The following is a 21,047-nucleotide window of genomic DNA, read 5'->3' as shown; positions in this document are numbered from 1 at the left end:
TCCTGTCTTAGATTGGGCCAAAATGAGGAAATCTGGTACTTTAAAAACGGCGGGTATACTGATGGTATTAATGCTGCTCCGGCTGGTCACTACCGGACAGGTGAAGATTCACGGTACCATTTACGATCGTTCTGCGCGATTCGGCCTGCCGGGCGTGAGCGTGAGAAGTAACTCCGGTGTGGGCGCTGTCACCGATTCCACTGGTCAATATACTATTGTATTACCTCAAACCGATTCGATCTTTTTTTCTTACCAGGGTAAAGCCACCATGAAATTTGCGGTAAGGGAAATCAACAATAACCGCCCTTATGATATGAGCCTGCATGTAGATACACATGTGTTACCTACGGTAACAGTATCCACCAAACGTGTGGGCGACTACCTGGCCGATTCCATCAGGAACCGCGAAGAATACCGTAAAGTATTTGAGTATTCACCTGAATACCTCACCAGTGGTGGCAACGGTGTCGGCGCCGGAATTAACCTCGATGCCCTGTTTAGTATGAAAAAGATTAAACGGATGGAGAATTTCCGGCTCTTTATGGAACGGGAAGAACGGGAGAAATATATAGACCGTCGCTTTAACAAAGCCCTGGTAAAGAAAATTACCGGGTTAACCTCACCCGCCCTGGAAACATTCATGCTGGCTTACCGTCCCACTTATGAAATGCTCCAAAACTTCGAGAACGACTACCAGTACTATGAGTATATCCAGGACGCCGGCCGCTACTTTGCAGAAACCTGGAAACGACAACACCCTGTGCGGAATTGATGCAGTGAAATTGCTGTTTTTTCTGTATCTTAAAGAGATGGGATTCAATCATTTTCTCTACAAGAGATGGAAAATAGCCTTACCGATATGGACTATTATCAGTCCCCTTATTGGTTTGGTAATATTGGCATTGGCCGCCGGACAAGACAGCGGTATTTTCGCCGCCATTATGGGTATCTCCCTGATCAGTGTGGTTTTGTCTGCCGTACATCATGCGGAAGTGGTGGCACATCGGGTAGGAGAACCCTACGGAACCCTTATTTTAGCTCTTGCTATTACCGTCATCGAAGTATCCCTGATTATTTCTATCATGCTCACCGAAGTGGGACAAGATTCCACCCTCGCCCGTGATACGGTGTTTGCCGCCATTATGTTGATCCTATCCGGTATTATCGGGATGTGCTTATTTGTAGGAGGATATAAATACAAGGAACAGGCATTCATCAAGCAAGGTGTTAGTGCGGCATTGGTAACGTTGTCGGCCATTTCTGTTCTTACGCTCGTATTGCCTAACTATACTACCACCGCAGCCGGACCAGTATATTCCAGCAGCCAGCTCATATTTGTAGCCATTATCTCCCTGGTGTTGTATGGCAGCTTTGTAGCCGTACAAACCATTCGTCACCGCGACTATTTTCTACCGGAAGGTAGCACCCCTGGAGATGAAGATACGCATGCAGCACCTCCATCTGGTGCCACGGCGTTGATAAGCCTGTTGTTGCTGCTGGTATCGTTGGTAGCAGTGGTGTTATTGTCCAAGAAACTATCACCCACTATTGAAACAATTGTGGTGAACCTGGGTGCCCCTAAAACCGTGGTAGGCGTCATTATTGCGGCCGTTATCCTTCTGCCGGAGGGATTGGCTGCTATCCGGGCCGCCAGGCAGAACCGCCTGCAAACGAGTTTAAACCTGGCATTAGGATCGGCGCTGGCCAGTATTGGGTTAACGATTCCGGCGGTAGCTATTGTTACTTATTTTGCCGGCTTCCGGGTCACCCTGGGCATAGACGCCACATCGTCCCTGTTGCTGATACTTTCCCTGTTTATCATCAGCATTTCATTCAATGCCGGGAAAACGAATATCCTGCAAGGCATTGTATTGCTGGTGATATTAGCTACGTACCTGTTTATTTCGGTGGTACCTTAATCTCCCAATGAGGTGGGCAGGCCATCCAGGCTCACCCGGTTCTTTTCTGCTTTGTAGATTTCCAGTCCTTCAGGGCCTTTGGCTTCAGCCCATTTGGCAGCATGATCTCTTTCCCCGTTATAGGTATACAAAGGTACCCCAAAGCCACAGGAGGTTTGTACCTGGTAGATATCGGCCATAATAATTTGCCGCGTGGCAGGTAATAAGGTGAAATGAGCCGATAACTCTTCCCATTGTGGGTCACCCGGTAATACGGTATAGCCTTGCCCGTATAAACGCAGGATATTGGGCGGACCGTCAAAAGCACAAAACATAAAAGTAATACGCCCGTTTTCCCGGATATGCGCCGAGGTTTCATTCCCACTGCCCACAATGTCCAGGTAGCCTACCCGGGTGGGTGAAAATACGCGAAAACTATCCAGTCCTTTAGGAGAAAGGTTAACATGTCCTTCAGCAGTTAACGGGGCGGTAGCCACAAAAAATAGTTGCTGGGCAGCGATAAAAGCCTGATGCTGCGGTTTAATATCATCGAAGAATTTTCCCATAGCAGATTCATTTAATTACGCAGATTTATGAAGGTACAAATTTTAAGACGGACCGTTAACAGGTTTCTCCCAGATGCATTACATTTGACAAGCATAAACACTAAAGAAGCACTGAAGGCCTTGTGCCGGCAGGAAAAATATATTGCATGAAAGCAATTCAAGTAATACTGGTCCTTTGCATATTATGTTCCTGTAAAGGCAAATGGGAGAAAACTCAACCAGTAACAGAGAAAATTTCAGAATCGGTATATGCATCCGGCATCATTAAAAGCAGGCATCAATACCAGGTGTTTTCCAAAGTAACCGGCCCTATTATCAGTATCCCTGTTACCGAGGGCGATACCGTTCGTAAAGGAGATCCACTCATGGTGATCCAGCATGACGCCGCGAAACTCAACACGGAAAATGCCGCACTGTCCGCCGCCTACACTGCCGTTAGTGCCAACGAAGACAAGCTCAGTGAACTCAAAGTAAATATAGACCTTGCCCGTAATAAACTGAGCAACGATTCCCTGTTGATGACCCGTCAACAACGGCTATGGCAGCAACAGATAGGAAGTCAGCAACAACTGGAGCAGGTCCAGCTGGCATATAAAAGTTCACTCACCGCATACGATGTAGCTGTATTTAAATATAACGACCTGCAAAAACAACTCCGGTTCGCCGCCAGCCAATCCGGTAAAAATCTGCAGATCAGTCATACCCAGCAAGACGATTATATCATTAAAAGTGATATCGATGGCCGGGTATATAGTCTCCCCAAAAAAGTGGGTGAGCTGGCAAATCCACAGAGCCCGGTGGCCATTATCGGCGCCAGCAACGACTTCTACCTGGAATTGCAGGCAGATGAATATGATATTGCCCGCATCAAAATCGGGCAAAAAGTATTTATCACCCTGGATAGTTACAAGGGACAATCGTTTGAAGCACAGGTAGAGAAAATTTACCCGATCATGAACGAACGTTCCCGTTCTTTCACGGTAGACGCACGATTTATTACCACACCGCCGGTGATATATCCTAATCTCACCCTCGAGGCCAATATCGTTATTCAAACAAAGGATAAAGCGTTAACCATCCCCCGAAATTATTTACTGGAAGGTGACCAGGTTATGCTGGAAAATAAAGAAAAAAAGAAAGTAGTAACCGGATTGAAGGACTACCAGAGGGTAGAGATTATCAGCGGATTGACTTCCGGAGACGTGATTATTAAGCCGGCATTATGAACTACAAACTAATTTTCAGTGTCTCATTTTCGTTGCTGCGTGCCCGTTGGAAACAAACGCTGGTAGCAGCCATCGGTGTTACGTTTAGTATTACCATGTTCATTGCGCTGCTGAGTTTTATGACCGGCCTGAATGGCTTGCTGGACGGGCTGATACTGAACAGAACACCGCATGTCCGTATCTATAACGATATCAAGCCTACGAAAAATCAACCGGTCAATGTATCGGGAGAATATAAAAGCTACCACAATTTTATCCGGTCAATAAAGTCGCCCAGTGCACGCCAGGAAATATTCAACAGTGGCGCCGTAATGGACGCCATCCGCCGCGACAGCCGCGTATATGGACTGGCGCCCAAAATTATTGCGCCGGTGTTTTTTACAGCCGGCACGATAGATATTACCGGCGTAGTAAATGGCATTGATGTGCAGGCAGAAAGTAACCTGTTTCATTTCAACGACTACATCATTGCCGGCAATGCCATCGACCTGAAAAATGTACCCAACAGCATTATCCTGGGTAAAGGCGTAGCAGATAAGTTATTGGCAGAACTGGGAGATGTAGTACAGGTCACCACTTCGCAGGGGGATATCATGCCACTGAAAGTGGTGGGTTACTTTCAGTCGGGATTACAGGATTTCGATAAGGTGCAATGTTATGCGTCTATTAATACCACGCAAAAACTCCTGGGCAAGCCCAATAATTACATCACGGATATCCAGGTAAAACTGAAAGACCTGAACCAGGCGCCCGCGGTGGCAAAGGAATATGGAGCTATGTTCCAGGCAGATACAGAGGATATTCAAACAGCGAATTCACAATTTGAAACCGGCAGTTTTATCAGGACACTGATCTCTTATTCTGTAGGGATTACCTTGTTGATTGTAGCAGGATTCGGTATTTATAATATTCTGAACATGATGATCTATGAGAAAATGGATACCATTGCCATCCTGAAAGCGACGGGCTTTTCCGGTCGTGATGTGAACCGTATTTTTATTGTGATTGCGCTGACAATTGGACTGGCAGGTGGTTTGGTAGGATTGTTTTTCGGATTCGGATTGTCGGTTGTTATCAATCATATTCCCTTCCGCACCCCTGCATTACCTACCATTACTACTTTCCCGGTTAATTATAATCCGGCGTTTTATATTATTGGAACTGTTTTTTCACTGGTTACCACTTACTTTGCCGGCTATTTTCCTGCCAGGAAGGCCAGCAAGGTGGATCCTGTAGTTATTATAAGAGGGAAATAAGATGAGTAACGTTATCCTGCAAACCAGTCATATCAATAAATACTTTCATGATCCGGTTACGGTGCCGGTACTGAATGATTTGAGCATGTCGGTAAACAAGGGAGAATTTGTGTCGGTAGTAGGAAAGTCAGGTTGTGGTAAATCTACCTTACTCTACATCCTGTCTACCATGGATACTGATTACGAAGGGCAGCTATGGATAGAACAGGAACTGATAACAGGTAAAAAGGAAAAGGAGCTGGCACGTATCCGCAACGAGAAAATCGGCTTTGTATTCCAGTTCCATTATCTCCTGAACGAATTTAGTGTATTGAAAAATGTGATGTTGCCAGGGCTGAAGCTCAATAAATTTTCAGCATCCGAAATAGAGCATCGTGCCATGGAACGCCTGCGTATGCTGGATATGGAAAACCTGGCATTAAAGAATGCGAACCAACTGTCGGGTGGTCAGAAGCAGCGGGTAGCCATTGCCAGGGCATTGATTAACGATCCTGCCATTATAATGGGAGATGAGCCTACGGGCAACCTCGATAAGAAAAACGGGGAAATCGTATTTGATATCTTCCAGGAACTGGCAGTAAAATATCATCAAACCCTGCTCATTGTTACCCATGATCCGGAGTTTGCAGCACGTACCAACCGCATTATAGAAATGGAAGATGGGAAAATTATCCGTCAATAACTATAACAGTTTTTTAGCAGCATCTTCCCAGTTCATAATCCGCTCATAGCCGTTTTCATGCACGTTATGATGGCCATGGTAGAGGTAAGCTTTGCCTTTGAAATGGGTAAAGTTACGGGTCAGGTCATCGATCATGATGTCCGTTTGTACAATGGACTTATCTCCGCAAAGGCAGTACTGTTGCCAGGTGAGGAAAGGAAAGAATTCCTGCAGCCAGTCGTATTTATCTCTCAGTGAGTCCGGGAACTCCATGGCGGCGGAAACAATATAGAGTTTATATTTTTTATTAAGTTCCTTCAGCACTTCCTGTGCATGGGGAAATATTTCCAGGTCGCGAAAAAAACCGGGTGTGTTGAGGTATTCTTTTATTTTGGCTTTATGGGCTTCCGGTAAAATGTCAGTGAGTGATTTGCCGTGTAATTCTTCAGTGGTGAATGTTTTACCGTAATCGCGGTAATACCAGGCCCTGGCTTTTTTGATCGGATCGGCAATGGTTTCGTCCATGTCTATAGCAATAGATAGTTGCATTGTTTCCTGTTTTTGAGGAAGCTAATATAATAAAAAAGAGCGGAGATGATCCGCTCTTTTATACTACAAACGTTTCAGCATAATATGCCGGTATTCTACCTTCATGGGTGGACCTACATGCACTTGTACGCCAAGCAATCCTTTGCTTTTGCCGTTCACTTTATCGTTGTCAATGACCTCGCTCATTAACACGTCGTTGATGTAGTGTTGTAAATGATTACCCCTGACTACCAGGTGGCATTTATTCCAATCCTCGCTTTTGATCAGCGTTTGGAGGGAATCGGAGCTGCCGAGTGAGCCAGTTACAATAGCGGCAGACCAGGCATTGTTTTTCACGCCATCCTGCAGGGAGGTAGTAGGCGCGGGAATCGTGGTTTTTTGTCCACGATATGCCAGTGTGGTACGTCCGCGTTCCTCATAGTTCTGCCCGGTGTAATGATTGGCGCCATCGATGTCGGCCTGGTAGCCTTTCAGCGCATGGGGTACGTTTTCTACCATTACGCTGCGATAGTTGATGCCGCTGTTGCCGCCGCTGGTGATCCTGAATTCGCAGGTGAGTTCGAAGTTAGCGGGTTGTCCGCCTTGCCAGATAAGGAAGGTATTGGTTTTCAGCAGGGTGGAGGGTGTTACTTCACCTACCAGGTTACCGTTTTCTGCGCGCCAGTGAACGCCATCGCCTTCCCAGCCCTTTAATGTTTTGCCATCAAAGATTTCTACGAAACCGCCGGCGTTGCCCATGCTGCTGCTGGTTTGACAGCCGCTGGTGGTGCACAGTGCGGTGGCTGCCACCAATGAAATAAACAGGCCTGATCTTTTCAGCATAGTTGATATTTTAAAAGTGTTTGTTTTTCGTATATCCTCCGGAGATAGATACCTGCGTGTATACGTTTCTGATAGTTATGCCACGCCGGTGTTTTTCCAGGTGCCGCTGCTGGCAGAATCCAGTACTGCCTGACAAACCTTTTGTGTTTCCAGTGCTTCCCTGAATGTAGGGGAGCAGGGGCCGCCGGTTTCCAGGCTTTGGAGGAAGTCGGCTGCCTGGTGTACAAAGGAATGTTCGTAGCCGATGCCCAGGCCGGGTACCCACCATTTGTCCATATAGGGTTGGTCGCCGTCTGTAACATGGATGGATCGCCATCCGCGCACCGTAGATGCGTCAGCGTTATCGAAGTATTCCAGGCGGTTTAAATCGTGCAGATCCCAGCGGATGGAAGCATGCTCGCCGTTGATTTCGAATGTATATAAAGCTTTATGTCCGCGTGCATAACGGGTTGATTCAAAGAGCCCCAGCGAGCCGTTGTTAAAGCGGCAGAGGAAGGAGCAGGCATCGTCGATATGTACTTTTTCCACTTTGCCGGTGAGCTGGTGCATCCGTTCTTTTACAAACGTTTCCGTCATGGCGGTCACCGTGTTGATGCCGCCATTGAGCCATAAGGCAGTATCTATGCAATGGGAGAGCAGGTCGCCCACCACGCCGGAACCGGCAACGTCTGCATCCATGCGCCAGAGGCCTTCTCCGCCCTGTGGCAGGTTGGCATTGATGGTCCAGTCCTGCAGGAAGTTAGCACGGTAGTGAAAAATGCGACCCAGTTTTCCGGAGTCGATGATTTGTTTAGCGAGGGTCACAGCCGGCAAGCGACGGTAGTTGTACCATACGGTATTTGGCACGCCTGCTTTTTCGATGGCCGTAACCATGCCCTCAGATTCCGCCAGGGTTCTGGCCAGTGGCTTCTCACAAAGGATCATTTTCCCGGCAGCGGCAGCAGCAATCGCAATTTCTGCGTGCATATCATTGGGTGTGCAAATATCAACGGCATCAATATCGTCCCGTGCGATGAGTGCTTTCCAGTCGGTTTCTACGGATTCATAACCCCACTGTTCAGCAAAAGCGCGGGCCTTGCTTTCGGTGCGGGAGCATACGGCTTTGAGCACTGGTACATAGGCCAGCTGGGGAAAGAAATTCTTTACCCGTAAATAACCGTTGGAATGTGTTCTGCCCATAAAACCACAGCCTATTAACCCTATCCGCAATGCTTTCTTTTGTGTCATAATTTGTCAGAAATTAGGTGTTGAAAATCTATTCCTGCCAGCCGTGTAAGGTACGTACCTCCACCATGGCGGCCAGTATGTCATTCCAGGTTTTTGCCTGGGTCATGACGGCGTTCGGGAACATACAACCATCCCAGCAAATATGCCGGAAGGCTTTGGTGATTGCACCGTTGTTGTCCCGCAGCCAGTAGCCGGCGTCCTCGGCGATATTCAGTTTGCCGTTAGGATCTGTGGCGAGGCAATGCCGGCCCGTTTTATCGTGTGAACCGCTACCATGCACGGTGCCATCATTTTGTGCCACGTGGAAGTCAATCGTCCATGGGCGCAGCGCATCGGTAAGTGTTCGTAACCCGGTAGCAAGGGCGTCCCGGTCTTTCCAGTCGAAATCCACGGGTAGTATACGGTCCTGCGGGCTATTGTATCCCAGCAAGTACAGGAAGGTGTGCGACATGTCGGCCTGGAACCCAATATTAGGACGGTTTACGGCGGATAAAGTATCTACCATGGCCTTCCAGCTATGCATACCACCCCAGCAAATTTCTCCTTCTGCGGCGAGCTTTTCACCGTAGTCGGCGGCCACATCGCACGCTTCCCGGAAGGTTTGTGCAATCAGTTGGGTATTGGCGGCAGGGTCCTGCGACCAGCTTTCCGGCGTACAGGCGGAGTCAATGCGTACCACACCGTGAGGCCGGATACCCAGTTCCCGCAGGCGTTTACCTACGTGGCAGGACTTGCGTACCTGTTCTACAAACCGGGCCCGCTCTTCTTTACTCCCCATGGCAGAGCCGCCGCTGGGAGGCCATATGGGCGCTACGAGGCTGCCTATTTCCAAACCGTAAGATGCTACTTTGTCGACCAGCCTTTTTAAATCATCATCACTGCTATCTACGGGTACATGCGGATCAAATAAGCCGATATCGATCCCATCGAATTTTACACCGTTCACTTCCGCGGCTGCGGTCATTTCGAGCAGGGTATCAAATGAAATGATGGGTTCAGAACCATCTCCTTTGCCTACAATGCCCGGCCAGGTGGCATTGTGTAGTTTGGGCCAATTATTTTCTTTCATAACGCAGGTTAAAATTTTAACAATTAAAGCACCAGGTCAGGATTGCCCGGACCAAAATGTTTCAGCATCACAATAGGATCCGTGGCAGAAGTATTCACAATAGTGACACCGGCAGTTGCTGCCGCTTCACTGATGAAAAACTCATCATTGGTCAGTTGACCGTAACGAATCAATGCCGGCGTTTCAATGTCCCATACCCCCATTTTGCCGTGCCCCTGCATCACGATAATGCCATAGGCCGCGCTGTCTTTAATCACTACAGTAGCGCCAGGCTCCAACGTCAGTTCTTTGGCACTGAAAGCGTCTGATTTATAACATACCCAGTTTTCCGTATAACCCTGGCCGTTAGCTGCGGGCTTAGGCGGCATAAAGCGGTTCTGGAACTGGTTGGGATCTACGTTAAGGTCCCAGTCGATCACCTCCATCAGTGCATCGTAATCGCCAATACTTTCTTTGGGCGTGCCATTCCAGAGGAGTACTTCCGGTACAATGGCTTCGTTTACGAGCGACTGGTACATGGCAAATACGTCGGACGCTTTTTGTGGTTCGTAGGTACACAGGCTGCCGGGTGCATGCAGTAAGCCGGGAGGTACATCCCATCCGGTGCCGGGTTCCAGTTTGTAAGCCTGGGAGTAGTTGGTGATTTTATTATCGCCTTTGGTAAAGTTGACGAGGCATTCCTTAATCTGTTCGCGGGTGGTGCCGGGGGCAATACCCATAAAAGTGTAAGGGAAGTCGCCGCCGTGATTGTTGAGTTGTGGTGGGAAATAATAGGCTTCCGGTTTGCCGGCTTGTCCTATCAGTGCCGCTTTTTCGTCGTTATGATGAATATGATGCGGCAATGGTCCCATGTTGTCAAAGAACTTGGAATACATGGGCCAGGCGCCGTATTGGTCCCAGAGCCGTTTACCGATCAGGCGATCTTTTAATTCGCTGATGGCATCTTTTAATAAAAATTGTTGGGTACTGTTACCATCGTTCAGCACCACCATGCTTAAACCCTCATTTTCGCCCGTTAAAGGCCCGTTCTTTGCCGGGGTGGTGGATGACAGCCAACGTTCATCTATACCGCCTCTTTCGCCTCCCAAAACGTAATAGTCGTCCGGGTGTAATTTGATCCGCCGTCCTGGTACACAAAATGACCTGGGTACCCAGGTAGGTGCCAGTCGGAGAATCCCTTGTCCCTGTTCGAGTGCTTTTTCAGCTAAGCTTAATTTTTCCATGGCTTTACGATTTTAACTAACAGCTGACAGCTGGCAGCTGGTGATAAATGCTTTTATGGCTGCTGCACTTTGCAGCAGGTTGATGTGTAATTCATAATGTTTTGCTGCGCCGGGTGGCAGCATGATCAGCGTGCCATCACGCCGGGCTTTCGCCTGACCGGTAGGAGGATGGGTGCCGGGTTCCAGTCCCATTACATACTCGCCCTTGCCCCAGTGTTGCCAGTTGGTAAGTACCGGGAGCTGTTCTTTTTTGAAACGCAGGGACAGCGCCAGCGGCAGCGCGGCATTATACACGCCGCAGGTACACCAACCATCGGCATCTGCTACGGGGTCAATGATGGCGGCTTCCTCACCGCTACCAGCATGACTGTCCATCGGAGCGGCACATTTTTTATAGGGATGGCCTTCCCGGAAGATCTCATCCGGATTGCCTGCCCGGGAAGTCCATGGGCCCTCCCAGCAAATATCTGCCCCTTCATCTACCAGCGGCCATCCCAGGTTGAAGTGATACAGTAGCATATGTGGCGCGGGTATATTGCCTTTGTTGATTACTTCGTCATGTATCCGTATACCCGCCTGGCCGAGGGTGCCGGAAATGGTACGTTTCAATACCAGTTGTGGGCCAAGCACCTGTACTTGTTGCATGATACCGGTAATGCTCATGTCCATTTGTCCATTTACCGGGTCGGGCTGGATAATGGAAATGATTTCAGCCGGCGTGTTGCTGATGGGGCCATGTAGCCCGCGATCCCCGTATTCATCGGACTCAGGGCCGCCTACATGGGATAGCCCGCAGGTGGTCATCAATCCACCACCAAAGGTTTGGAGCCAGTCCAAACCTTTGGTGGTAATACGTTGTGGTGCGGTAACGCCACTATGGCTGATCCACGCCAGGCTATGCTGATTGAAAAAAGCATCGGCAATATCCATGGCGCGGTCAATGACTACTTTGTATCGCAATCCCGCGCCGGTATTGATCCAGGCAATGCGGGTACCCCTGCCGGGGCCATTGTCCAGCACTGCTGTTTCTATACCGCCCAGTTGCAGGTGGTGCGATATTTTGTGTTGCCATCCAGGTGTTTGTGTGGTCATCCGCGCTAAATTTATCTTCCGGAAAAATTATTTACTACCCAGTTGTTTGGAGGCCAGGAATACAGAATCCTTATTGTTGCCACCAGATTTCAGGTAGGCGACCAGGTCTCTCAGCTCTTCTTCATTCAGGCGGTTAATCAGTCCCGGTAACATCACGGATACCGTCGATGTTTTGGTACTGGCTACCTCTTTCTTCGATAGCTCGCGCTGTTCCTGCAGTGCAAACGGATTTTGTGAAATGATGTATTTGTCTTTGTCCTGGCTCACCAACCGGCCTAATACGGAACCGCCATTTTTCAATGAAAACACGGTCGCCGCATATTGATCAGAAATGGTTTTACTTGGGTCGATGATAGCTTCCAGGATGTCTTTGGTAGAAAAACGTGTACCCAGTTGCGTTAGATCCGGACCAGCTACGCCGCCTTCTCCGCGCATACCATGACAGGAGCTGCACAGTACCGTATTAAACATGGCTTTGCCCTGTTCGAAATTCCGGTTCGTTAATCCACTGTCCACTACTTTTACGGCTTCGTCCAGTTTCCAGTTTCTGCCAGGTCCTTTTGGTTGCGCATAGCCTTGTGCCAGGCCGCCACCGCTGTTCACCAGCGAATCACCAGATACCTGGTTGAAATGCGCAAATTCATTCTTTGGTACGTTCGCCAGTGCATTTTTACGTGCGCCGTTGATGAAGCCAATGAAGCTATGCCCGCCTTTATACGTAAAGGCATGATAGAACCATTGGAAGTATTGTTCCTGTAAAGCAGGTGTCCAGCCCTTTTTAGCCTGGCTCAACACGGTAGCGTACCAGGTTTGTTGCAATGGTGGCATCTTGGAAAGCATACCTGCAATGTCCAGCCCGTACTGCGGGTTACGCAGGATCAGGTCAGCAGATTGCATTGCCGTTTTCTGCGCGGCGGTATCATCTTTCGCAGTAGCCAGCAAGGCCATGGTTTTTTCTACGGCATTGGGCGCATCGAGGTATACGAGCACTTTACTCAGCGAGCGGTTAAGATCGTTGTTGCTGGCCGGATATTGTGGATCAAGGTAAGCAGCTACCTGTGCAGAGAGCGCAGCGTCTGGTTTACCCATGCGCACAAATACCAGTTCAAATGCACGGAGCAGGTCTATTTGCTGAGACGGCGACAGTTGTGCATAATTGATTGTCATGAGTTGTGGCAGGAGTACTTTTTTCACATCTTCTTTGCCCTGACGTGCCAGCGCAATAGCACCCTGTATCAAAGTTTCAGGATCTTTTTCCTGCAGCACTTTGTTCTGCCACTGGCTCAGCGGTTGATTTTCTACTGCTATCCTGGCGGCAAAACGGATAAAGCGATCCTCGTTTTTCAGATAAGGCCATGCAAAATCTACTGCGCCGGGTTTGGCGCCACCATGGTATCCTTCCAGTTGTTTGCGGGTGGTTGCACCGGCTGTTGGTGTGGTAGCTGCTAGTGGTTCGTTACTTTCTTTATTGTCTTTATAATATACGCGGTATAAATCAGACTCCAGGCGGCGGCCGCCAGTGAGAAAATACAACGCACCATCCGGACCAATCACACCATCCGTTAATGGCAGCGGAGAACCCGACAGGAATTCCTCTGCACTGGCTTTATAAGAAGCGCCTTCCGGTTGCAGGTGAATGGCGTAAATAATACCAAAGCTCCAGTCAAAAGCAAACAGCGACTTACGATACTTTTCCGGGAAACGTGCTTTGCCGCCATAGATCAGGTTGGTAGGGGAACCCTGGCCAATGTTCAGTAATGGCGGTAAGTTGTCCGGATAAGCAGGGGACCATTTTTCGGTACCTGGACGCCAGCCGTATTCACTGCCGCTGGTGACCTGGCAAATACGGGTAGGGCGATACCAGGGCGTACCAAAATCCCATTCCATATCGGAATCATAGGTAAACATATCGCCCTGATCATTGAAAGTAAGGTCAAAAGGATTACGATAGCCGGAGCTGATCAATTCCCAGTTGCTGCCAGTAGAATCGATGTGCGCAATCCAGCCGCCATGCGTGTTTACTACGTTATCATGACCGTTAGGATCCTTGATAAATGGCAGCACGTTATCAATGTTAACTGACAGCGGCACTTTATAGTTATTCATCTCCGGAATCTTGGTAAAATTACCGGCAATCACATATATAGACTTCCCGTCAGGCGACAGCACAATGCTGTGTGGCCCGTGTTCGCCTTCGCCATCCAGTGCTTTCAACAGGGTGATTTTGTCGAACTGATCATCGCCATTGGTATCCTGCAAACGATATAGCCCACTGCCTTTGTTGAACCGGTCGTCACTGTTGTGGTTCACCATTACATAGAGGCTGTTAAACGCATACAGCAATCCCTGTGCATATCCCATAGATACTTTCTGGGTAGAGGTATCGTTGCCGATATTCAGTTTTTCAATTTTCAGTTTAGACGAATCTTCTCCTACAGCGGGCAACTGTAACCGGTACAGGTAGCCGTACTGGTCAGACACAATCATGCGGCCTTTGTTGTCAAAAGTCATGGATACCCAGGATCCCTGTTTGTTATCACCGGGGCTGTACAGCCGCTCTGCTTTAAAATTATCAGGTAATTTCAATGCATCGACTTTTGAATTCCCCGTTCCCTGCTTTTCTTTCGACGTTGAGTCGTTTCCGTTATTACAGGCCACACCCGTTATCAAAACGGTGGTAATAAGCGCCAGCAGCCGAAATGGTCTTTTTTTTAACGTGGTCATAATATATGCTTGTATAAGTTCCTGAGATGATACTATGGGTAGTTGACTATAGCTGTAGTAATATAGCAAACGTTTCCTCTTTTTTCTAGTTTTTTTTACCAACCGGTATTTTGTTCAAATCCATTCAATCTTATCTCTCTTTCAGGAATCGGATATAATAACTGGAACGGCTGTATGTTGTACGAAGCCGGGCTAAGCCTGCTCAGGCGCTTTTTCTCTTCAATACCATGTGCTGTCATCACCGATATGGCTTTACCCGTGCGCAGCAGTTGGTACCAGCGCTGATCTTCAAATGCCAGTTCTACCCGTTGCTCATGGAATACGGTATCCCTGAATGCCGCCTGACTTAAAGCAGGCAGCGGATCTAAACCTGCGCGCACCCGCACCGGGTTGATGTAGGGCAGGGGATCGCCGGTACCGGTTTCATTGATGGCTTCAGCCAGCATCAGCAATACCTGGGAATAGCGGTATACCGGCCAGTTTTCATTGGCGCGTCCATCGAGTGCATACGGTGGATGATAAAACTTTTTGATGAGCGGTATTTTTCCACCGAAAGCTACTGATTCTGCAAACGCAGCATTGGTGGGGCTGTCGTACATGTAAATAGATGCATTTTTCCTTTTATCCTTTGCCTCGTAAGCATTCACTATGCTGGGGGTAGGAATATTGTTACCACCCAGGTTACCATTGAATCCGGTGAGATCTTTTTTACCATTACGCGGACCAAACACAAAAATGAAATTGCTGCTTTCTGTTTCCAGTCCTGAGTTATACTGCACTGCAAAAACGGACTCCGAATTATTCTTCTTTGCCGGATCAAAATTATCTGCATACTCAGGTACCAGCGAATAATTCAGGGCTACTACCTGTTGCAGGGTGGTCACCGCTTTCGGATAGTCTTTCATGGTCATATACACATCTCCAAGTAAGGTCAGTGCCGCTCCTTTGGTGGCACGGCCTACGTCGGCGCCGCTGTAGGAAGCGGGCAGGTTGGCTGCAGCGCCCGTGGCATCCGCAATAATTTGCGCATACACTTCTGCTACGCTGGCTTTTTTAGGAGTGGAAGCCTGCTCCGGGCCTGCCACTTCTTTCACCAATAGGGGCACACCGCCGAAAAGACGCACCAGGTGAAAGTAGTACAGGGCCCGGAGAAACTTGGCCTCGCCGGTATATTGTTTTTTAGTGGCCTCATTTGCGAAAGGGACGGCATCGATGCGTGTCAGTATCACATTGGATTGCTGTATGTTCCGGTATAACTGTGCCCAGGCGTTATTGATGTAGTTGTTGCTGGTAGTGGTCAGGAACTCATCAATTTCTTCGCGTTGCTGTGCACCGCGATCACTTTCATCATACTGGTAATTGGTATTGTCTGCTCTCATTTCCGTCATGGCCCAGTAGTCGCTGAGATATAGATCCTGCAACACGCCATAGCAGCCGTTTACCGCACGTAATACCTGGCTCTCGTTGGTATAATAGTTAGATCCGCTGGAGAACGAATTCGGTTTCACGTCCAGCATCTGGTTACATCCATTCAGTGCAATCGCTAAAAGCGCGATAAAAGATATTTTTGTTTTCATGTGGCTATACTTTTAGGAACTGAATTAAAAGGAGAGATTAGCACCCAGTGAATAAATTCTCGGAACCGGGTAACTGGAGTAGTCGATACCCGGTACCAGCGCGCCGCTACCGCCTTTGCCCAGGTAGTTGGTTACTTCCGGGTTGCCGCTGTAGTGGGTGAACAGGATAGCATTCTGTACGCTCACATATACCCTGGCACTTTGTACAAATCCAAATTTGGGCAAGCTGTATCCGAGGGTAATGTTTTTCACCCAGGCGTAGTTGTTTTTCTCTACGGTCAGCGAACTTACGTCTCTGTACATCACCCTGCCACGACCGGAACCATTGGTAGTAGGTACTTTGCCGTTACCTGGATTGGACTCAGACCTCCATCGGTTAGCTACATCTTTTCTTACGTTGAACACACCGTCGATATTGCCATTGTAATCGTTAGTGGCATGCAGGCGGTCAGCCCCCTGGGAACCTACCACCAGTATACGCAGGTCAAATTTTTTGTAATTCAGGATATTGGTTAAGCCCCAGTTGAAGTCGGGATAAGGATTGCCGATGATGGCGAAATCTTCCCGCGGATTAATCACGCCGTTGCCGTTGATATCCTTGAAACGGATATTACCCGGAATTGCGCCTGGAAACGCAGGACCTTTATCTACTTCTGCCTGGTTTTGATAGATGCCATCAAATACATATCCATAGAGCATAGCGAGCGGTTTACCCACCATGGTTACGTTGGTAGGGTTACCTTCGCTGGAGTTACCGGAGTAAATAGGCGCATTGTCTTTGCCTAATGCCAGCACTTTATTCCGGTTGAAGGAAATGTTGAAGTTGGTGGTCCATGTGAGCGATTTGGTGTCAATGTTGCGGGAAGAAATACCGATTTCCAGCCCTTTGTTTTCCATGTCACCTTTATTTTCTGTTACGGTAGAGAACCCGCTGGACTGCGGTACTTCTACGTTTAACAACAGTTGCTGGGTATTGCGTTTGTAGGCATCAATGGTCAGGTATACGCGGTCTTTCCACAATCCAACGTCTACGCCTATATTCAGTTCACGCATTTTCTCCCAGCCCAGGTTAGGATTGCCGAGTGTGTTCATTACACGTCCGCCGGCCAGTGCACCACCCAGCACATAATCGCTGGTGCCGATATTGCTCATGTAAGAATAGTTGCCAATATTGAAGTTACCGGAGAAACCATAGGAAGCCCTTATTTTCAGGTCACTGATTATACGTGATGACTTCATGAACTCTTCCTGTGAAACGCGCCATCCCAGTGCTACGGATGGGAAAGTACCCCAGCGGTTATCAGGTCCGAAGCGGGAGGAACCATCACTTCTCACGGTAGCGGTTACCAGGTATTTATCTTTATACGCATAGTTGATCCTGGCGAGATAAGACAGCAATGCCCATTCTGTTTTGTCGGTACCACCAGTAATGGTAGCAGCGGCATTTAATGTTTTGATATCATCGTCGGGGTAGTTGGCGCCATTGAAGCCGGCATATTGTTCCTTTTGCGATTGTACGCTGTAGCCGAGCAAACCGGTAAACGCATGACCATTGTTGGTGTTGTATTGATAGGTCAGTGTATTTTCGTTTAGCCAGTTCAGGTAGTTGCCGCTATTGTAGCCACCGGAGGGAATGCTGGGCGGCGCCGCATTGGTGTTACCAATAGTAGAGGGAATGAAGTATTCACCGGAACCTTCCTGGTAGTCTACGTTAAAAGTAGATTTGAATTTCAGGTTCTTAATAATTTCGTATTCGCCATAGGTATTAAACAGGATACGGGTGCTTTTGGAACGGTTAATGACTTCATTCAGGAACATCACCGGGTTAGGTAAGCCGAAAGTGCCGGGGCTCTGGATGAACGCATTATAGCTGCCATCTGGTTTGTAGATAGGCTCAATTGGGCTGGCGATACCGAAGTAGTTACCGCGGCCTTCCCCGTTGGTATTACCTTTGCGGGTGGTGTAAGAAGGTGCTATGTTAAAGCCCACTTTCAACCGATCGGAAAGATTGGCGTCTACATTGGCTCTGACAGAAAATCTTTTGTATCCGGAGTTGATCACTACGCCATCCTGGTTGTAGTACCCGGCAGAAATATAGGTCCTGATTTTCTCTGTACCACCGCTTACACTGAGATTGATGTCCTGCATTGGCGCCACGCGGGTAATGGCGTTGAACCAGTTGGTGCCTTCGCCGATCAGTTCCGGATGGCGGTAGATTTCCGGGATATCGGCATCGGTTGGTTCGCGGTGTTCGGTGAAGCGGATATTGTCTTGGATAGCTTCTTTTCTGAATTGTGCAAACTCTTGTCCGTTCATCAGGTTAGGACGGCCTTTTTGGGGAATTTGCTGGATGCCGTAGTTGGCGGAGAGTTGTACCGTTGGAATGCCGGAGCTGCCACGTTTGGTAGTGATGAGCACTACGCCGTTGGCGCCCCTGGAACCATAGATGGCCGTAGCGGATGCATCTTTCAAAACTGCCATCGACTCTATATCCTGTGGGTTGATGGCATTCATCGGATCAGAAATCTGGTCGGAAGAAGAGGCCAGCGGATAGCCATCCACCACATACAGGGGCTGGCTGCCAGCACCTACGGCACCAATACCGCGTACCTGTACCTGTGGACCACCACCGGGAATACCGTTGGAAGTGCTGACCTGGATGCCGGCAATCTGTCCGGCCAGTGCCTGGTCCGGACCTGCGATCGGCATATCTTTGACATTTTTCATAGGCACAATGCCCACGGAGCCGGTAACATCTTTCTTCTGTTGGGTACCATAACCCACCACCACTACCTGGTTGAGTACTTTGTTGCTGGATTCCAGTTGTGTACTGATTTTGGTGCGACTACCCACATAAAGGGTTTTGGAAATGTACCCGATAAAACTAAAAACAAGTGAATCAGCAGTGCCGGCAGCAATGGTGTATCTGCCATTGGCGTCGCTAAAAGTACCCTTGCTGCTGCCCTTTACTCCAATAGTAACGCTGGGAAGCGGAGCGCCGGTACCTGCATCAGTTATTTGTCCACTGACACTGTTTTTTTCCTGCGCATAACCTGGCAGGCAAAAGATTAGCAATAAAAAGGTGACGCCATAACGTGCCATAACGGAGTATCCTTTACGACAAAGGATGTAGACTTTAATCATAACAAGTGGAATTTGGTTTGATGAAACGGCGATGCTTAACGGAAATAAATTTAGGCGAAGAATAATACATTCCTGTCCTGTTGCGTCCTGTACTGTCCTGCACTGTCCTGTTTTAAGGCCGCTGACCCTTGACTGTGCACCTTCGAAAATCTCTCGTTGGTAATGCCAGGAAAAAAGTGTTATTTTTCTGACTATATTTAACTGCTAACCGCGTTATAAAATCCGATCGATGAAAATGAAAAAATTAAGTTGGCCATTATTGGCTTTGTTTACACTGCTGGGTACCGCTGCTTTTGCACAGGATACAGACGAGGCAGTGAAAGAGCGAAACAAACAGGCAGAGCTGATGAAGCAGGATTGGGCTTGTCTGAAATGTTTCCAGGACGATAACGCAAAGGTAGTTGCCCCTAAAGCCGGTGAGCAACGGGTGGTATTCATGGGGAACTCTATTACCATCGGTTGGGGAAATCTGAACCCGGATTTTTTTGCTGACAAACCCTATATCAACCGGGGTATCAGCGGGCAAACCACGCCACAGATGCTGATTCGCTTCCGTCCGGATGTGATTAACCTGCATCCCAAAGTGGTAGTGATCCTGGCGGGTACCAATGATATTGCGGGTAATACCGGTTATACGCCTGTTCCCATTATTTTTGGCAACATTGTATCGATGGCCGAACTGGCCAAAGCCAATGGCATAAAAGTAGTGTTGTCGTCCGTACTGCCGGTATATGACTATCCATGGCGTAAAGGACTGGAGCCTGTTGCTAAAATCGCGGAACTGAACCAGTTGATCAAAGAATACGCTGCTAAAAATGGTTGTGTGTACCTCGACTACTATAGTGCGATGGTAGATGAACAAAAAGGATTGAAAAAAGAATTTACCTATGACGGCGTGCATCCTAACAAGGAAGGCTATCTCGTGATGGGCCCATTGGCAGAAAAAGCCATCGCCACTGCTTTAAAAAAGAAATAATTGAAACTTCATAGGGGATTATTTACCGGGTTACTGTTGCTGGCAGGGAGCTGTGTGATGGCGCAACAAAGTCTTTCTACCCGCTTGGATTCATTGATGGGCGCTAAAAATGTGCGTGACTTCAACGGCGTGGTGCTGATTCAGCAAAATGGTAAAACGCTTTATTCCAAAACCATAGGATATGCCAACCAGGATACAAAAGAGCCGGTGAAGGCGGATAGCCGTTTTATCATCATGTCTGTTACTAAGCAAATTACTGCCGTGTTGGTATTGCGGGAGGTAGAAAAGGGACATATACAGTTGCAAAAGACACTGCGTTCTTATCTTCCTGCGTTGAAAGACAAATGGGCCGATAGCGTGACCATCCATCAGCTCCTGAATCATACCGCAGGCGTAGTATGGTACGACCAGCCCCTGGCATTTACGCCCGGCTCCAAACTGGTCTATTCCAATTTCGGATATGTGTTGCTGCAATCCCTGCTGGAACGCATTACCGGCAAAGCTTACGCGGTATTGTTGAAAGAACTGTTTAAGGAAACCGGGATGCCCAATTCCGGTGTACCTCCGCGTATCAAGCCAATTACGGGCTATGAAGAAAGCAAAGACGGACAGTTGCAGGCAAAAACAGCGCCCTTCCCGGAAATGTTGCTGGGAGAGGGCGGTGTAGTGTCTACCGCTGCCGACCTGGCACGCTGGAATGAACTGTTGAATACGGGCAAAATATTAGGGGACAACATGTACAAAGCCATGACGACTGTGTATGCACCCCGGCAACACCCTGTATTGGGCGAAACTGGCGGCGGGTACGGGTTGATGGTCAATGACACCAAAAGCGAAATCGGCCATACCGGCTTTTTACCAGAGCAGGGATTTATTGGGATAAACTTTTATTATCCGGCTACCCATAGCAGCATCGTAGTGCTGGAGAATGTAAGCCCTGATCCTGCTAATATGCCACGCGCCTACTATTTCGAAAAGATGATCCGTGAAATGGCGCTGCCGGTGGTGAATGGGAAGTAGTACAGCAGTCCACTGCG

General features: G+C 48.4%; 17 protein-coding genes. 7 read left to right on the top strand and 10 right to left on the bottom strand.

Going from position 1 to position 21,047, the window contains the following annotated elements; all coding sequences use genetic code 11:
• The first annotated feature begins 22 nt into the window (after positions 1-22).
• Together AC5ZC7_RS13400 and AC5ZC7_RS13395 are read left to right on the top strand one after the other, a co-directional pair.
• Positions 23-772 carry a carboxypeptidase-like regulatory domain-containing protein gene (locus tag AC5ZC7_RS13400; protein ID WP_496161815.1) on the top strand — a complete coding sequence of 250 codons (750 nt, stop codon included), beginning with the start codon at positions 23-25 and terminating at the stop codon, positions 770-772.
• Positions 702-1,919, top strand: coding sequence for a calcium:cation antiporter family protein (locus tag AC5ZC7_RS13395; RefSeq protein WP_496161814.1), 1,218 nt, complete (start codon positions 702-704; stop codon positions 1,917-1,919). Before AC5ZC7_RS13400 ends, AC5ZC7_RS13395 begins: the two co-directional genes overlap by 71 nt.
• On the opposite strand, the gene AC5ZC7_RS13390 is transcribed toward AC5ZC7_RS13395, so the two are convergent.
• Entirely contained in the window at positions 1,916-2,464 is a 549-nt protein-coding gene (locus AC5ZC7_RS13390; protein ID WP_496161813.1) for a pyridoxamine 5'-phosphate oxidase family protein, read from the bottom strand. The two genes, AC5ZC7_RS13395 and AC5ZC7_RS13390, sit on opposite strands and share 4 nt — an antisense overlap.
• A 146-nt stretch (positions 2,465-2,610) precedes the next feature.
• On the opposite strand from AC5ZC7_RS13390, the gene AC5ZC7_RS13385 reads away from it, so the two are divergent.
• Genes AC5ZC7_RS13385 through AC5ZC7_RS13375 form a run of 3 tightly spaced genes read left to right on the top strand, consistent with a single transcriptional unit; the run spans position 2,611 to position 5,628 of the window.
• Entirely contained in the window at positions 2,611-3,690 is a 1,080-nt protein-coding gene (locus tag AC5ZC7_RS13385) for an efflux RND transporter periplasmic adaptor subunit (RefSeq protein WP_496161812.1), read from the top strand.
• Positions 3,687-4,946, top strand: a complete 1,260-nt coding sequence (locus AC5ZC7_RS13380; RefSeq protein ID WP_496161811.1) for an FtsX-like permease family protein — start codon at positions 3,687-3,689, stop codon at positions 4,944-4,946. The genes AC5ZC7_RS13385 and AC5ZC7_RS13380 overlap by 4 nt, the downstream gene beginning before the upstream one ends.
• A gap of 1 nt (position 4,947) precedes the next feature.
• Entirely contained in the window at positions 4,948-5,628 is a 681-nt protein-coding gene (locus AC5ZC7_RS13375) for an ATP-binding cassette domain-containing protein (RefSeq protein ID WP_496161810.1), read from the top strand.
• Here AC5ZC7_RS13375 and AC5ZC7_RS13370 read toward each other — a convergent pair whose 3' ends face one another.
• From AC5ZC7_RS13370 to AC5ZC7_RS13330, 9 genes are all read right to left on the bottom strand, one after another.
• A complete protein-coding gene (locus AC5ZC7_RS13370; RefSeq protein ID WP_496161809.1) occupies positions 5,629-6,156 on the bottom strand; it encodes a 5' nucleotidase, NT5C type in 528 nt (175 codons plus the stop codon). It abuts the gene before it with no gap.
• Positions 6,157-6,219: 63 nt separating this feature from the next.
• A complete protein-coding gene (locus AC5ZC7_RS13365) occupies positions 6,220-6,978 on the bottom strand; it encodes a 3-keto-alpha-glucoside-1,2-lyase-like domain-containing protein (protein WP_496161808.1) in 759 nt (252 codons plus the stop codon).
• A gap of 75 nt (positions 6,979-7,053) precedes the next feature.
• Positions 7,054-8,205, bottom strand: a complete 1,152-nt coding sequence (locus AC5ZC7_RS13360; RefSeq protein ID WP_496161807.1) for a Gfo/Idh/MocA family protein — start codon at positions 8,203-8,205, stop codon at positions 7,054-7,056.
• 28 nt (positions 8,206-8,233) lie between these two features.
• Entirely contained in the window at positions 8,234-9,274 is a 1,041-nt protein-coding gene (locus AC5ZC7_RS13355; RefSeq protein WP_496161806.1) for a TIM barrel protein, read from the bottom strand.
• Between the two features lie 23 nt (positions 9,275-9,297).
• Positions 9,298-10,497 carry a class I mannose-6-phosphate isomerase gene (locus AC5ZC7_RS13350; protein ID WP_496161805.1) on the bottom strand — a complete coding sequence of 400 codons (1,200 nt, stop codon included), beginning with the start codon at positions 10,495-10,497 and terminating at the stop codon, positions 9,298-9,300.
• Between the two features lie 12 nt (positions 10,498-10,509).
• Positions 10,510-11,589, bottom strand: coding sequence for a DUF4432 family protein (locus AC5ZC7_RS13345; protein WP_496161804.1), 1,080 nt, complete (start codon positions 11,587-11,589; stop codon positions 10,510-10,512).
• A gap of 27 nt (positions 11,590-11,616) precedes the next feature.
• A complete protein-coding gene (locus AC5ZC7_RS13340; protein ID WP_496161803.1) occupies positions 11,617-14,313 on the bottom strand; it encodes a c-type cytochrome in 2,697 nt (898 codons plus the stop codon).
• A gap of 95 nt (positions 14,314-14,408) precedes the next feature.
• A complete protein-coding gene (locus AC5ZC7_RS13335; protein ID WP_496161802.1) occupies positions 14,409-15,890 on the bottom strand; it encodes a RagB/SusD family nutrient uptake outer membrane protein in 1,482 nt (493 codons plus the stop codon).
• Positions 15,891-15,914: 24 nt separating this feature from the next.
• Entirely contained in the window at positions 15,915-19,034 is a 3,120-nt protein-coding gene (locus tag AC5ZC7_RS13330) for a SusC/RagA family TonB-linked outer membrane protein (RefSeq protein WP_496161801.1), read from the bottom strand.
• A gap of 235 nt (positions 19,035-19,269) precedes the next feature.
• On the opposite strand from AC5ZC7_RS13330, the gene AC5ZC7_RS13325 reads away from it, so the two are divergent.
• Both AC5ZC7_RS13325 and AC5ZC7_RS13320 read left to right on the top strand, forming a co-directional pair.
• Entirely contained in the window at positions 19,270-20,010 is a 741-nt protein-coding gene (locus tag AC5ZC7_RS13325) for a GDSL-type esterase/lipase family protein (protein WP_496161800.1), read from the top strand.
• Entirely contained in the window at positions 20,011-21,030 is a 1,020-nt protein-coding gene (locus AC5ZC7_RS13320) for a serine hydrolase (RefSeq protein WP_496161799.1), read from the top strand.
• The last annotated feature ends 17 nt before the right edge of the window (positions 21,031-21,047 follow it).

It is taken from the genome of Chitinophaga sp. 9-1-y, from assembly GCF_059511905.2.
This window is presented reverse-complemented; position numbering and strand designations above follow the sequence as displayed.